General features: G+C 56.1%; 11 protein-coding genes and 1 tRNA gene. 2 read left to right on the top strand and 10 right to left on the bottom strand.

What is annotated here, in order from left to right:
- Positions 1–15 precede the first annotated feature (15 nt).
- A complete protein-coding gene (locus tag RSAL33209_RS12745; RefSeq protein WP_012246265.1) occupies positions 16–654 on the top strand; it encodes an aminodeoxychorismate/anthranilate synthase component II in 639 nt (212 codons plus the stop codon).
- 4 nt (positions 655–658) lie between these two features.
- On the opposite strand, the gene pknB is transcribed toward RSAL33209_RS12745, so the two are convergent.
- From pknB to RSAL33209_RS12710, 7 genes are all read right to left on the bottom strand, one after another.
- Entirely contained in the window at positions 659–2,593 is a 1,935-nt protein-coding gene (gene pknB / locus RSAL33209_RS12740; RefSeq protein ID WP_012246264.1) for a Stk1 family PASTA domain-containing Ser/Thr kinase, read from the bottom strand.
- Positions 2,594–2,654: 61 nt separating this feature from the next.
- A complete protein-coding gene (locus tag RSAL33209_RS12735) occupies positions 2,655–4,355 on the bottom strand; it encodes a protein kinase domain-containing protein (RefSeq protein WP_012246263.1) in 1,701 nt (566 codons plus the stop codon).
- Positions 4,352–5,827 carry a penicillin-binding transpeptidase domain-containing protein gene (locus tag RSAL33209_RS12730; protein ID WP_012246262.1) on the bottom strand — a complete coding sequence of 492 codons (1,476 nt, stop codon included), beginning with the start codon at positions 5,825–5,827 and terminating at the stop codon, positions 4,352–4,354. The genes RSAL33209_RS12735 and RSAL33209_RS12730 overlap by 4 nt, the downstream gene beginning before the upstream one ends.
- Positions 5,824–7,278, bottom strand: coding sequence for an FtsW/RodA/SpoVE family cell cycle protein (locus tag RSAL33209_RS12725; protein WP_012246261.1), 1,455 nt, complete (start codon positions 7,276–7,278; stop codon positions 5,824–5,826). Before RSAL33209_RS12725 ends, RSAL33209_RS12730 begins: the two co-directional genes overlap by 4 nt.
- Positions 7,275–8,873 (bottom strand): PP2C family protein-serine/threonine phosphatase, encoded by a 1,599-nt coding sequence (locus RSAL33209_RS12720; protein WP_012246260.1) that lies wholly within the window; start codon positions 8,871–8,873, stop codon positions 7,275–7,277. The genes RSAL33209_RS12725 and RSAL33209_RS12720 overlap by 4 nt, the downstream gene beginning before the upstream one ends.
- A 2-nt stretch (positions 8,874–8,875) precedes the next feature.
- Positions 8,876–9,358, bottom strand: a complete 483-nt coding sequence (locus RSAL33209_RS12715) for an FHA domain-containing protein FhaB/FipA (RefSeq protein WP_012246259.1) — start codon at positions 9,356–9,358, stop codon at positions 8,876–8,878.
- A complete protein-coding gene (locus RSAL33209_RS12710; protein WP_041684797.1) occupies positions 9,359–10,186 on the bottom strand; it encodes an FHA domain-containing protein in 828 nt (275 codons plus the stop codon).
- A gap of 309 nt (positions 10,187–10,495) precedes the next feature.
- Between RSAL33209_RS12710 and RSAL33209_RS12705 the strand changes: the two genes are divergently transcribed.
- Positions 10,496–10,578, top strand: a tRNA-Leu gene (locus RSAL33209_RS12705).
- 246 nt (positions 10,579–10,824) lie between these two features.
- Here RSAL33209_RS12705 and RSAL33209_RS12700 read toward each other — a convergent pair.
- Genes RSAL33209_RS12700 through RSAL33209_RS12690 form a run of 3 tightly spaced genes read right to left on the bottom strand, consistent with a single transcriptional unit; the run spans position 10,825 to position 14,242 of the window.
- The gene (locus RSAL33209_RS12700) at positions 10,825–12,270 is read right to left on the bottom strand and encodes a phytoene desaturase family protein (RefSeq protein WP_012246257.1); all 1,446 of its coding nucleotides are present in this window, start codon (positions 12,268–12,270) and stop codon (positions 10,825–10,827) included.
- Positions 12,267–13,463, bottom strand: coding sequence for an HTTM domain-containing protein (locus RSAL33209_RS12695; protein WP_080503830.1), 1,197 nt, complete (start codon positions 13,461–13,463; stop codon positions 12,267–12,269). The genes RSAL33209_RS12700 and RSAL33209_RS12695 overlap by 4 nt, the downstream gene beginning before the upstream one ends.
- The gene (locus RSAL33209_RS12690) at positions 13,460–14,242 is read right to left on the bottom strand and encodes a DUF5819 family protein (protein WP_012246255.1); all 783 of its coding nucleotides are present in this window, start codon (positions 14,240–14,242) and stop codon (positions 13,460–13,462) included. Before RSAL33209_RS12690 ends, RSAL33209_RS12695 begins: the two co-directional genes overlap by 4 nt.
- Positions 14,243–14,294: the final 52 nt, after the last annotated feature.

Below are 14,294 nucleotides of genomic sequence, written 5' to 3'. Positions count from 1 at the left end.
TTTGTTGTTTCTGTCATGAGTACTCGCATTTTAGTTATTGATAACTACGACTCTTTCGTCTACACCTTGGTGGGCTACCTGCAGCAGCTAGGGGCCGAGACCACTGTTATCCGAAATGATGACGTCACCCTTGATGAAGCTGTGGCACTCGCGGAAGTCCGGGATGGGGTTTTGCTTTCGCCCGGCCCGGGGAATCCAGCGGAGGCGGGCGTCTGTATCGAGCTAATTCGTTGGTGCGCGCAGAATAGCAAGCCAATGTTCGGTGTTTGCCTTGGGCATCAGGCATTAGCTGAAGCATTCGGGGGCGTTGTTGCGCACGCGCCTGAACTAATGCACGGCAAGACTTCACCCGTGGAGCACAATGGGGCTGCGATGTTTGACGGCGTGCCGTCTCCGTTCACCGCGACTCGATACCACTCCTTGGCGGCGGTTCGCGAGACAATCCCGGACGAGCTTGAGATTACTGCGCAGACGGCAAGCGGCGTCGTGATGGGCCTAGCCCATCGGACCGCCCCACTGGTGGGCGTTCAGTTCCATCCTGAATCGGTCCTCACCGAAGGTGGTTACCGGATGTTGGGCAACTGGCTGGAGTCCTTGGGCATGGTGGGAGTGGCTGAAGCTTCCTCAGAACTCAGCCCACTCATCCACCGCTGAGAACTTAGGGCTTTCCGCTCGAAGGCGGGCAGGTTACCGCAGATCCTGGACCTGACGACGGCGTGCAGCTCGGCGACGGCGTGGAGCTAGACGGTGGTGTCTTTGGGGCTATTGCCACGGTAATAGTTACCGTGGAGCCCTGACTGACTTCCGTCCCGTCGGTGGGGCTTTGGGCAGTTATTTTGCCAGCCTCAACAACAGCATTTTCTTCGTCCTTGAATACCGCAATAAGGGTCGGAGAAGCGTCTTTAAGTGCTTGAGTGGCCTCGTCCTTGGTTTTGCCGTAGAGTGGTGGAAGTTTCACCTTGCCCGTGGAGATGTTGATATCAACCGTGGTTCCGGAGCCGACTTTCTGGCCGATCGTAGGCGAAGTGGAAATCACTTGACCCTGTGGGATGGTTGGATCATCAATCTGTGTTGTGGTGCCGGGTTGCAGACCAAGCTGACGGAGCGAGTCACGAGCGCCAGCCTCAGTCATCTTCAGTAATGAGTCTGGAATGGTGATGCTGGAAGGCCCTTTTGAAACGTACAGCGTCACTTGAGTATTCAAGTTAACGGTGCTGCCCTCTTTCGGGTCGGTTTCAACTGCGAGTCCAGTCTTGACCGTATCCGAGTTCACTTTGACAGTAGTGGGTTTGAGTTGCGCGCTAGAGATAGCTAGAAACGCATCTGTTTCACTTTTCCCAGCAATACTGGGCACCTGAGTGGTTTGTGGTGCCGGAGGCTTGGCATTGAGTTGGTTGTAAAGAAAGAAGCCACCGCCGCCAAGTACCAATGCCAGTAAGACGAAGAGCGTGATGATCCAAGCTCCTCGTTTTCGTTTGGCTGCTTTGCTGATTTCCTGATCTTGGAGGAACCCCATGGGCACCTGTTCTGGCGCGTCTTCTTGAACGTCACCACTTGTTAGCGGCCCGCCGCTGAGTACTTTTGCCATTGCCCTGGTCGAAGGACCGCTTTCTACCTCTTCCGGGTCAACCGGAGGAGCGACGGCGCCCGGCAACGGTGTTGCTGCGGCAAGTCGGGTAGGAATTTCAGAGACTAATTGGTCTGTTGCCGTGTCGGGGGTTTTGTTCGGGCTAAGTTCGACGCCGGCCTTGGCCGCTCGAAGGGCGCGTCGGAAGGCGGCGGCATCTTGGAAGCGGTCCTGTCGATCCTTTTGAAGCGCCTTTGCCAGCACGCTATCGATTGCTGGCGTCACTTGCGTGTTGAAGTGGCTAGGCGCTTCGGCAGTCTCACGTACGTGCTGGTAGGCCACTGAAACGGGGCTATCACCAACAAAAGGTGGTCGGCCAGTCAGCATTTCATAGAGCAAACATGCTGCCGAGTACAGATCGCTGCGCGCATCAACTGTTTCACCGCGAGCTTGTTCTGGAGACAAATATTGGGCTGTGCCGATGACCGCTTGCGTCTGCGTCATTGTTGCCGACGAGTCCGCAATGGCGCGTGCAATGCCGAAGTCCATTACTTTGACGGCGTTGCCGTCTTTGGTCACCATCACGTTTGCCGGTTTGATATCACGATGCACAATGCCCGCACGGTGACTGTATTCCAGTGCTGAGAGCACTCCCAAGGAGTAGTCAATTGCGTGGTCGATACTCAGATCGCCCTGTTTTACCAGGACCCGCAAAGTCTCGCCTTCGACGTACTCCATCACGATGTACGGCAGTCGAGTTGTCTCTTGGGAATCAATGTCAGGCAAGGTGTCGCCGGTGTCATAGACGGCCACAATCGAAGGATGGTTTAGCCCGGCCACAGCTTGCGCCTCGCGGCGAAAACGGGCCTGAAACTGTGGATCCCGAGCCAAATCGTAACGGAGGACCTTAACCGCAACGGTTCGTCCCAGTCGGATATCTTTACCTAGATAAACATCAGCCATGCCGCCGCGACCCAGCAGCCTACCCAGTTCGTAGCGACCGTTGAGGATGCGTGACTCACTCATCGGGTAGCTCCTTTCTGATTGGCAGTTGCTTTGGTTTTGCTGGATCGCGACAGTTTTAGCCTCATGGGGTTTTAGGCGGCGTGGCTGGTGTTGAGGTAATTGTTACCTGGGAGCCCTTTTTGACATTGGTTCCAATGCCTGGCGTGACCGATTTCACGATGTCATCTGGTTGACCATTTCCCACTGGGGTCAGCCCAACCGCCGCCACTTTATTAGAGTAGCTCTGCACGGTTTCTCCGGTGACAAAGCCAGGAACTGAAACAGTTTCAGGGCCTTTTGAATAGGTTACGGTGATTTCCGTACCGGTCTTTTGCACACCGGTGGGACTGATTTTCAGCACCGTACCCGCGGGCTTTGTATCGTCGAAGACTTCCACGCCATTGACGCCCATCTTCATGGCGATCAGCTGACTTTGAACGGTAGCAAAATCCTTGCCAAGGAAGGCAGCCGGATTGATGGTGACCGTGTCGTCTGCTGGAGGCGTAGTGGGCGGCGGCGTCGTAGGAGCGTGCGACGTCGTGGTCGGGCTACTGCTGCTTGACGTCGGGCTTGTCGAGGATTGTGAGCTACTCTGTACCGGCGAGCTATTTGACGGCTTGGGGCTAAAGAAGCCCATCGATTGCAGGATGATTACCCCTAAGACAAAGAGCACTAGGACTATCAACCCAACCAGCGGCCAGGTCCATGGGCTTCGGCCTCGCTTCGCGGGTTCGGGTGCAGAATCGTCAAGATCTTGCGGATCCCAGCTGCGCTCTGCAGCTAACGGCTGGTCTTCGGGAAGCATTGGCAGTGCAGAGGTTGCTGGCGCGGAACTTGTTATTGGCAGTGCTGAGCCAACAACTGACGTTGGTGCAGTGCCGCCCAAATCTACCGGTGCAGTGATCGGCCCAGTAGCGGATTCGAAAAGCAGCATGCCGGGAACAGCAGTATGCGCAGCCTCAATATTGCCGTTGCGAATAGCGTCCGCTGCATCGGCAAGCCGGTCGGCGCTAGCCGGGCGGTTCGCTGGATCTTTGGAGAGCATAGACATCAAAAGTGCGCGCACCGGCTTTGGCAGGGTCTCTGGCAGCGGTGGCGGTGCATCGTTGACTTGCGCCAACGCTATGGCAATCTGCGACTCACCAGAGAATGGACGGTGCCCGGTGAGGCATTCGTAGCCGATGATGCCTAACGCATAGATATCGCTGGCACCGGTAGCTAGCTGTCCGGTGGCCTGCTCAGGGGCCAGGTACTGAGCAGTGCCCATAACCTGACCGGTCTGAGTCAACGGGACTTGATCAGCAAGTCTGGCGATGCCAAAGTCCGTGATTTTGACGCGATTATCTGGCGTGATCAGCAAGTTGCCTGGCTTCACGTCGCGGTGCACTAGCCCCTGTGCGTGCGCGGCTGAGAGAGCACATCCGGTTTGAAAAATGATGCTTAGCGTGCGGTCCGGTGAAAGTACATGTTCGCGTTCGATGATGGTCGAAAGCGGCTCTCCCGGCACCAGTTCCATGACTAGATAGGCTGAGCCAGCTTCTTCGCCGTAGTCAAAAACGTTGGCGATTCCTACGTGGTTTAAGAGCGCGGTGTGACGTGCTTCTGCTCGGAATCTCTCCAGGAAGCCTGGATCGCCGGTATATTCTTCCTTCAGGATTTTGATCGCGACGGTGCGGCCCAGTAACTGGTCCTGAGCCCGCCATACCTCGCCCATTCCGCCAATGGCGATTCGGGATGTGAGCTGGAATCTGCCGCCTAAGGTGATTCCCGACGTCGGTCTCACTTTTTCAACACCGCCTCAAAGAGTTTACTTGCATTAGGACTGGTCAATTTGTTGCTATCGATGATGTTCGATCCTTGAACCACGATCGAAACCACCACTTGTGGGTCATTGGCTGGCGCGAATCCGGTAAACCACGAGTTCTTGATGGAATCCGGAATCGAGGGGTCAGACTCAGCGGTGCCAGTCTTACCTGCCACCGGAATCCCTGGCACTGACGCTCCCTTGCCAATGCCGTTGTCGACCACACCTTGCATCCATTGGGTGATCTGCTTTGCGATCTCGGGGGTGGTCGATTGGCGAAGCACTTCAGGTTTGAAGTCGAAGTTGGGCACCGGCTTGAGGTCAGGGGTTCGTACGGCTTGAATCAGATTTGGCTTCATCTGCGTGCCACCGTTTGCGATCGCCGCCGTCATCATGGCCACTTCGAGCGGGGACGCTCGAACGTCTTGCTGACCGATTGAGCTACGAGCAAGAGATGCGGGGTCAAGCAGACTGTTGTCTTTGTTCGGGAAGATGCTTTTCGCAACCTGCATTGGGATCTTCAAACCGCTTTCGTTGAAACCGAATTTAGTAGCTTGATCTGTGATTGCTTGCTGACCAAGGTCTGCAGCAATACTTGCGAACGGCGTATTGCAGGATTGAGCCAAGGCAAAAGCGAAATCTGCCTGAGTTCGCGCAGAACAGCCGCCAGAAACATAGTTCGGTAGGCCCACTGTGGTGCCGGGGAAGTTCAGCACGGCCGGGTTAGGCAGCACCGAATCTTTATTGTATTTACCGGACGCCAAAGCAGCTGCGGTGTCGACGATTTTGAAAACTGATCCCGGGTAGTACGTGTCGTTATAGCCTTTAGAGCCGTACATGTTGATGCCCGGTACCTTGACCAATTGGTCATAGTTTTGTTGATTCAGTTTCGAATCGTGGCTGGAGAGCAGATTGGCGTCATAACTCGGCTTGGAAACCATTGCAATGATCGCACCGGTCTTCGGGTTCATCACCACGATGGACCCCTGCACGCCGTCCGGAATCATGTCGTAGGCCATCTTTTGAATAGCCGGATCCAAGGTCAACTCAACTGACGAACCTTTAGGCTGTGCACCGGAAAGGATCTGTGCAATTCGGTCGTAAAGCAAATCTGGCGATTGCCCGGTAAGTACCGAATTCATTGAGTCTTCGAGGGCGGTTCCGCCGTTGGTGAGCGAGTAAAATCCGGTCAAACCCGCATAGATTGGCGAATCCGTGTACTTTCGGACAAATTTGCATGAATCGCCAGAAGGCACTGATTGAGCGATTGCTTGCCCGCCCACCAAGATTGGTCCGCGTTCATTACAGTAAGTCTGCAACAGCCCACGTGAGTTCCAGGCATTATTATTCAAACTATCCGCAGCGAAAAGCTGAACGTAGCTCGCGGAGCCCAGGATGAGGGTAAAAAGCGCGATTGCGACCACCCAAGAAGATCGAATTGCTTGGTTCATAGGGGGCTCACCACCTCAGTTTGATTGTCAGGTCTGTGGGCAGGTTCGGCCTCTTGTTGCTGGCGAGCATCCGCACTTGCACTGATTGAGTTGCCCAAGGGTACGCCGTCGGCTGGCAAGGGTGTGGTCGATATCGGTCTGCGGGCTGAATCTGAGATCATCAAAAGCAGCGCCGCGATAATCCAGTTGGCCAAAAGCGAGGAGCCGCCAGCCGCGAGGAATGGCGTAGTTAGGCCGGTGAGTGGGATCAAACGAGTCACGCCGCCAATGACGATAAAGCACTGCAATGCGATGGCGAAGGACAAGCCACAAGCAAGAAGCTTGCCAAAGGCGTCTCGGGTGCCTAGCGCGGCACGGAATCCACGGGTGATCAGGAGTAGGTAGAGCATGATGACCGCGAAAAGGCCAATCATGCCGAGCTCTTCGCCTAGGGACGCCACGATCATGTCCGAGTTCGCGAATGGCACTCTGGACGGCTCACCTTGGCCTAGTCCAGTGCCGATAATTCCGCCATTGGCCATGCCAAAGAGGCCTTGAACAATTTGACCGCTGCCGCCAGGCTGCCGATTGTAAACCTCAGGGCTGAAGGCGTTGACCCACGAATCGATACGTAAACCAACGTGACTGAAAATCTTCGACGCCGCGAATCCGCCAACAGCAATGAGCACTACGCCGATAATTACCCAGGAGACGCGGCTGGTCGCAACGTAAATCATCGTCATAAACAGGCCGAAGAACAGAATCGAAGACCCTATATCGCGCTGAAAAACCAGCACGCCAACACTAGCCAGCCAGGCCACGATCATGGGGCCTAGATCTCGGGCTCGCGGAAGCTGCAGTGGCCCAATTTTTTTACCGGCGAGCAGAATCAAGTCACGATTTGACGAGAGGTACCCAGCGAAAAAGATTGCGAGCGTGATTTTAGCGATTTCACCCGGTTGGAAGGATGCGCTGCCGATCTTGATCCAGACGCTAGCGCCGTTAATATCGCCGCCAGAGACGCCTGGAACCAATGGCAAAATCAACAAGATCACGCTGGCTGCAAGCGATATGTAGGTGAAACGGCGAAGAATCCGATGGTCACGGAGGAACCAGATCACTGCTATCGCCGCGACAACCGCCACGGTAGTCCACATCCATTGCCGTTGGCCGGCGTCGTCGTCGGTTGCAATATCGATCCGGTGGATCATCGCTAGCCCGATGCCATTGAGGGCGATCACAATTGGAAGTATTACCGGATCGGCATATTTTGCGCGAAGGCGCAGGGTAACGTGCACTGCCAGCGCCAGCACTGTCAAAACTGAAGCCTGGAAATAGAAATCAGCGTCGAGCGGTCGTTCAAGATTTATGTCGACTAAGGCGTATGCGCCGATCGCGATGATCAAAGCGAATATCAGCAAAATCAACTCAGTGTTCCGCCGGGGTTTAGGCACGGTCAGGACTTGGCTCATGGCGTCCCTCCTTCACAGGGGCTAGCAGCGGGTGCGCCGGGCGGCGGAGTGGAGGGTGTGCAGCTTGCTGAGGGGCTTGCATTCGGCGACGACGGCGAACCGGAGGGTGTGGAGCTAGGAGTGCCAGAGGGACTGGGTCCTGGCCCGACAACACCGAGTCTTAGGTCCGTCACGATTTGATTTGCGTCCGTGAGCGAGGCTGCTGGCACAGTTTGCTGAAGCCGCTGTCGGGAGAACTGCGGAAGTGAATCGACGGTAACTGGAGTCACAGTGTAGACATGAGACAACGCAATTGGCCCTAGCGATTGCGAGATTCCCGTGTAGATGGCGACTTTACCGTTGGACTCACCGACATAATAACGAGTCTGGGTCCAGGAATAACCCAACCAGGCACCTGCGCCGAGCATAGCTACAATCAGGATTCCAGCAGCGATGCTGAACCAGCGTGGCCGCTTTGGCGGTTCCGAGACCAGAATGACTTCTTCGTCTTCGGCTGTTTCGGGTTTGTGCGTAAGTACTGAAGAGGCTCGTTTGCTATCCGAACGCCCCGCAATGGCAGGGATTCTGCCGTCTTTGGCAGCGGTGACTGCCGCGCCAACGAGTTCATGTGGGCGCGAAGCTAGATCTTCCCGAATTGCTTCGGCTGTTATGTGGATGCCCAGCCGATCGTGGCGTTGCGCTGGTGAGTCTTCGTCATCGTTGGTCTCATCGGCGTTATCTTCGGGCTCAACATCGTCGGGGTCTTGGTCTTCAAGATCTTCTGCTTGAAGTTCGCGATCAATCGGAAGTTTTAAGGTCTCGTGTGCTGAGCTCCCGCTTGCCGGATCAACAAGGCTTATCTGGTCGGTATGGACGTCTTCCGCCCGTGGCTCGCCGACTTCGACTAACACCACCGTTACATTGTCCGGAGAACCGGCTTCGAGAGTCAGTTCAATCAGCCGGTCGGCCGTTTCGGCTAATGATGGGGTCTCCCGCACCACTTGCTCTACTGTTTCCAAATCTACGAAGTTCAAACCATCCGAGCACAAGAGCCAGCGTTCACCGGCTGTTGCGTCGAAACTCGTCAAATCCAGCTCAGGCGAGGCATCAACGTCGCCCAGCACCCTCATCAGCACATTTTTATGCGGGTGAGTTTCTGCTTCTTGCGGCGTGAGTCGGCCTTCATCGATGAGGCGCTGCACAAAGGTGTGGTCGATGCTCATTTGTTCGAAAACGCCAGATTTCAGCCGGTAAGCCCGCGAATCGCCAATATGCGCAAAAGCTAGCTTGTCATCTGAAAGCAGTAGCGCGGTTACCGTAGTGCCCATCCCGGTGAGCTTCGGGTTAACGTGCACCATTTCGGAAAGCAGCGAATTGGCGGTTTGAATCTCATCGGCAAGCTGCGTTCCGGCGTCGCCCCGGTAGCCATCTCGATCTAGGTGGATCAAGTCTAGAACCGTGGAGGCACTAGCCACGTCGCCACCAGCATGCCCGCCCATGCCATCCGCGACAACAGCCAAGAACCGCCCCGCATAGGCGGAGTCGTCGTTTTTGGCGCGAACCTTACCCACATCGGAGCGGGCTGCGTATCGCAATACTAGTGAACTGGGCGTCACCGTTACGGCCTCAGCTCGATGACCGTCTTACCGATCCTTACGGGAACGCCTAGCTCAACTGGCAGTGCCCTAGTGAGTTGTTGATCGGCTAAGTAGGTGCCGTTTGTGGAACCCAAATCTTCGATGAACCATCGACTTCCTTGCGGAAACAACCTGGCATGGCGGCCAGAGGCATAGTCATCTTCAAGAACCAGGGTGGACTCCTGGGCTCTGCCCAAAAGAATCGGTTGTGAGCCAAGCTCAATTACTTGGCCATTTAATGGACCCTCAATAACAACAAGCTGATGAGCTTGTTGGCGCGCTGGCGGCTCTTGAGTCAGCTCTGGATGTTTACGTGCTTGCCGGGCAGTTGGCGTGCCAGTGCGGATCTTGCGGCCAATGACTAGGTCGCGGCGCATCGCGGTCACAATGCTGAAAATTAGTACCCAAAGCAGCAACAAGAACCCAAACCGAAGCACGGTCAAGGTCAATTCATTGAGATTCACTCAGCCACGCTCCGATCCTGCTGCCGGATTGCGCCGACCGGGGAGCTGCCGGAAGGTCATTTTGGTTCGGCCGATGGTTAGGACATCGCCGTCTGATAACCGGGAGCTGCCGTTGATTCGGGAACCGTTGAGAAAACTGCCATTGGTCGAACCGAGATCTACCGCGGTGCCGTTGCCCTGGTCGAGGCGAATCTCAAGATGCCGTCGAGAAACACCAGTGTCATCTACCAAGACGTCTGCCTCGGAGGAGCGGCCAAGGACGATCACAGATGCGTTGAGTGAATAGCGTTGGCCATCGATATCTAATACCGGCTGGGCAGGCACGGCTTGTCTTATCTGTGGCGCAATAGTGGTTGCCTGTGCTGGAGCTGGCGGAGAGCTTGGCGGTGCTGCCTGCGGCATCCGAGGTGGTTGTGCTGAGGGATAGGCCGGCTGCGCATGTTGCGCTTGGCCGCCGGCGCGTTCAGTGCTGGCGGCGATGTTAAATTCGCCGGCTTTGAAATCCACGAATTCGGTAAACGAAACTCTGACTGGGCCTTGCAAGGTGTAGCCCTGCGAACGAGCATGCCGAATGGCTACATCGCAGAGTTCTTCGGCTAAGGCTGTTCCCCAGCTCCTAGCCCGCTCGAAGTCTTTTTCACTGAGTCTGACGTCGTAAATATTGGGGGCAAGCGTGCGGCCAGCCGCCATAGTCATCGCTTTGTCGTCCATCTCGCGGCGCAGTCTGCTGGCGATCTCTACGGGCTGCACTTGCGACTTGGTTCCGCGGGCGAAAGCGCCCCGAACTGCTTTTTCCAATCCACGCTCAACATTGTCAAGTAGTCCCACGGACACCTCCTCACATTCTGTCCCAGAAGCCCCGAGGGGCAACGTTCGATGAGCGGCACGCTGTAGCTGCCACTCCTTCCTTCTGGCCTCGATACTACTTGGTGAGCCTGTCAAAGGCCTTAAAGCACAACGGTTGGACGTGCCGGAAAGTTCGATTAAGGCTCTGACTCACGGCCTGCGGAGTGCAGATTCGCCTTGATTTACCGTACCCGTTTAGGCATATTCGTCTGGTATCCGCTATGCTTAATTTTCGCTGTGATTCCGGTGTGGTTCGGCTAAAACGCTGAATTTTTCTGGGATTAGCACTTTGCGCGAGTGGCGGAACGGCAGACGCGCTGGCTTCAGGTGCCAGTATCCGAAAGGGTGTGGGGGTTCAAATCCCCCCTCGCGCACAACTAAGGAGGGCCCGGATCATTTGATCCGGGCCCTCCTTAGTTCGACAGTTTCTACCCGCTTCAGGGTAACCATTTTCGGGCTCGCCGTCGTCATGGTTGTAGGCGACAGTTGACCCCCACTCCGAGATGCCAGTAGGAGGGTGTGACCCTTCGTGCCCACGTGGAATCACTCAAGCGTGGGGATGAGTTACCGCAGCTGAACGTATTTAGCTCAAAGTATTTAGGCCTGCGAACCCAAGGTGCTTAGAACTCTGGGGAAAGATCCGGCTGTTTCAGCCCGAAGACCTCTTTGAGGGCAAGCGTAGCGGCGTGCAAGCCACCCATGCCGTGGACCCCGGGTCCTGGGGTGGTTGATCCGGAACATAGATATAGTCCGCGCACCGGAGTCTTCCAAGGCTTGCTGCCAGCAACTGGCCGGGCCAGTAACTGTTTGAGGCCGGTGGCACCAGAGCCGAAGTCGCCGCCGACGTAGTTTGCGTTGTATTCAGAGAGCTGCTGCGCAGTTGTGGCCTTTGAATGCAGAATAGTGTCCCGGAACCCAGGCGCGAATCGCTCAATTTGCCGGACGACGGCGTCAGTCATGTCGGTTGTCGAGCCTGCCGGCACGTGACAGTAAGTCCAGAGCACATGTTGGTCAGCCGATGTGCGGCCGGCGTCGAATTGGCTGGGCTGAGAAAGCAGAACATAAGGCCGTTCCGGATGGACGCCTTGAGCCACCTGGCGCTCTGAGTGCGCCATCTCGGCACGAGTTCCCGCCACGTGTGCGGTTCCCGCCTTGGCGACCTCCGAGTTTTGCCAGGGCACCGGAGCAGAGAGGATGAAATCGACTTTGCAAGCGGCATTGTTATAGCGGAATCGACGCAAGGCAGCAGCGTAGCGATCGGGCAGGCGGTCCCCAGCGATCGATAGCAAGGCATTGGTAGAGGTGTCTAAGAGCACAGCGTCCGCCTCTGCAACCTCGGAAAGACCGGTGATTGTCTGGCCAAGGTGGACTTTGCCACCGTGTAACTCAAAATCTGCCAACATGGCGGCGGCAATTTTGGCTGAGCCGCCGCGGGGGATAGGCCAGCCGACAGTATGTCCCAGATGAGCTAAAACCAGGCCGGCGGCGCTGCTGGCCAAGGACGGCATGACGCCAACCGGATGCGCAGCGGCACCGCTGATTAGCGCGGGTGCCTGCTCTTCGCGGAACCCTGCATTCCACCAGGGGCCGCCCTGCCAAAGTGCGCCGGTTGCCAGCGCTAATGGTCCGGCAATTCCGGACGGAACGCGCAGCACGGGATTGAGTGCTGTGGCCAACACCGACTCAGTATTGCGCAAGAGTGGTGCCATGAGGCGGCGGTAATTCGGCCCGTCCACGCCGAGCGACTCTACCGTTCGATTCAAATCACGATATGCCAGGCCCGCGCGCCCGCCGTCGAGCGGGTGGGCGTAGGAGAGCTCGGGTACAAACCAATCGACTCGCTGTTCAATGCCAAACTCTCGGAAAAATGGTGAGGCAAGAGCCATTGGATGCACTGCCGAGCACACATCGTGCCATGAACCGGGCTCGATCAGTTCTTCGGTTCGGGTACCGCCACCCACCGTATTTTTGGCTTCGTAGAGGTCAACAGACAGTCCTGCGCGGGCCATAACGACGGCGGCCGCCAAGCCGTTTGGTCCGGAACCGACGACTGCGGCATCGCTCACGTAGTTGCCTTTTGTTGTCCTGCCATGGCTTTTTGGTAGCTGTCTTTGATGCGGTTACCGACGTTTTTCCAGGTGCGATCGCGAATGAAGATGGAGTCGATAGCGATCATGGTGAGGGAGAACCAGGGCAAGCCCATTAGTACGGCGATGCCGATGTGGAAGGACAGGATGCCGAAAAGGGCCAGGATGCGGGTTGGTCGGGTCAGCAGCATCAGCGGGAACGACATTTGGATCACGATTGATGACCAGGAGATGATCGCGACCATGGGCGCCCAGTAGGTGAAGAGCTGACTCAGCTCTGGCCAGGTGCCGAAGCGGTCAGTCATCAACGGGTTGTAGATCGCGTATCCGGTAGACCAGGGTGTGCCGCCGGCTTTATACAGTGCGCCTGAGACGTACACGAAGCAGACTTGCGCGGTGAGCACGACCAGCGTCAGGTTGTGGAACAGGTTGCCTATTTGGGTATCGAAAAGCGGCTCGCCACGCCATTTACGCACTATCCACGGCGTTGTTGGCGTGAACGTGTTCGCGAACTTATTACGACGGCGCGCATCAAAAGAGAGCTTCGCGGCAGGGTCAGCGAACAGCATGAACAACAGCGCGATGCGGTACATGTTATCGCCCTGGTCACCGAGCATGTCGTTAGCTTCAATGAAGGAAACCCACATGATGAAGTAGACCGGTAACACAAACTTGAAACGCCAGCCGACGATGACCAGCACGGCTAAAAACATTAGGACAAGGTAGAGGAAGGTATAGACCGCGCCGTTGAGCATCGCATCGTGGAACATGCTGAAGATCCAGATTTTGGGGAAGTCGCTCTTAGCCGCAGCGGCTTCACCGTTCCAAGCTGATCCGGGTCCGAAGGAGTAAAGGCGGGTAGAGAAGTTAAAGAACAACAGTCCAAGCCCGGTCAGACCGAACACAATCCTGGCCACCGCTAAGCCGAAAAGCAATTTCTTCGAATCAAGTAACCACGTCTCAGTCCAAAGGTAACCACGTTGCAAGACACCAGCTACCACGCCGATGAAGTCCTTGAAGAAGCTAGCGATGAAGTTCGCCAAGCCAGTAACGAATCGCGCGAAAGCATTCGATGACGGTACTGAGGTTTTCCGGTCAGCTTCCTTTGCTGCCTCTGGCACTACCGTTTCTGGTTTCTCAGACGGGGTTTGCTGTGCTTTAGTGGTGTTCATCGGGGCAGCCTTTCATACGCGGCCTTGAAGACATCAGCGAAGTTTTGATCGGATTGACCCGGAGCTACTTCTAGCCCCCGCCAACCAGTGTTAGCGATCTGCTTCGGTTGCGGCGCCACCCCAGGGGTGTTGCGATCCTCGAACGGGATCACGTTCTGCCGATAAATTTCAAACTGAACCCGAGTCGCCGAGTTACCCCACACCGCTCGAGCGACTTGAGTGGAGTACTTAATCACCGTGTTCTCGGCCTCCAAATACGGGGCCACAACGTTCACGGTGCCATAGGACTGAAGCTTCTCATTTAACCGCAACGGCCAATCTGTGCCAGTGAAATAATTCAGATTCACCACGACCTTGTGGTCAGCAGTCAACGCGTCCCACTTGCCTTTGAATTCCGAAGCCAACTCGCCAGCTCCAATGCCAGCACGAGGCGGGAACAAATTATGCTCAATCATCGACGTTTCAACCGCCGTCGCATCCGCCCAATCAGTGGTGACTTCCTGACCATCCTGAGGCAATACCGCACGCACCCGCAAAATGTAATCACCATTCACCGGCTCGGGCGCAAACACACTCCAGGACTGGCCAAACATCGGAATCATATAAGACGACAGCACCTGCTGACCACCAGGAAACAACGCCCACGCACCGGCCGAATACGGCGCAATCCATAAAAACGAAGCCACAATATGCCACAAGGCGGCACGCACCGCAACGATCATCGTCGCGCGGACAATCTTCTTCCGGACCGGTTTAGCCGGAACAACCGTTTCAGCCATTGATAACTACCCTTCAACGCGACTGTGTGCTGGCCAGAAATGTTGATCCGGC

Source organism: Renibacterium salmoninarum ATCC 33209 (assembly GCF_000018885.1).
Lineage (GTDB): Bacteria > Actinomycetota > Actinomycetes > Actinomycetales > Micrococcaceae > Renibacterium > Renibacterium salmoninarum.
The sequence above is the reverse complement of the archived record's forward strand: the minus strand, read 5'-3'. Positions and strand labels throughout refer to the sequence as shown.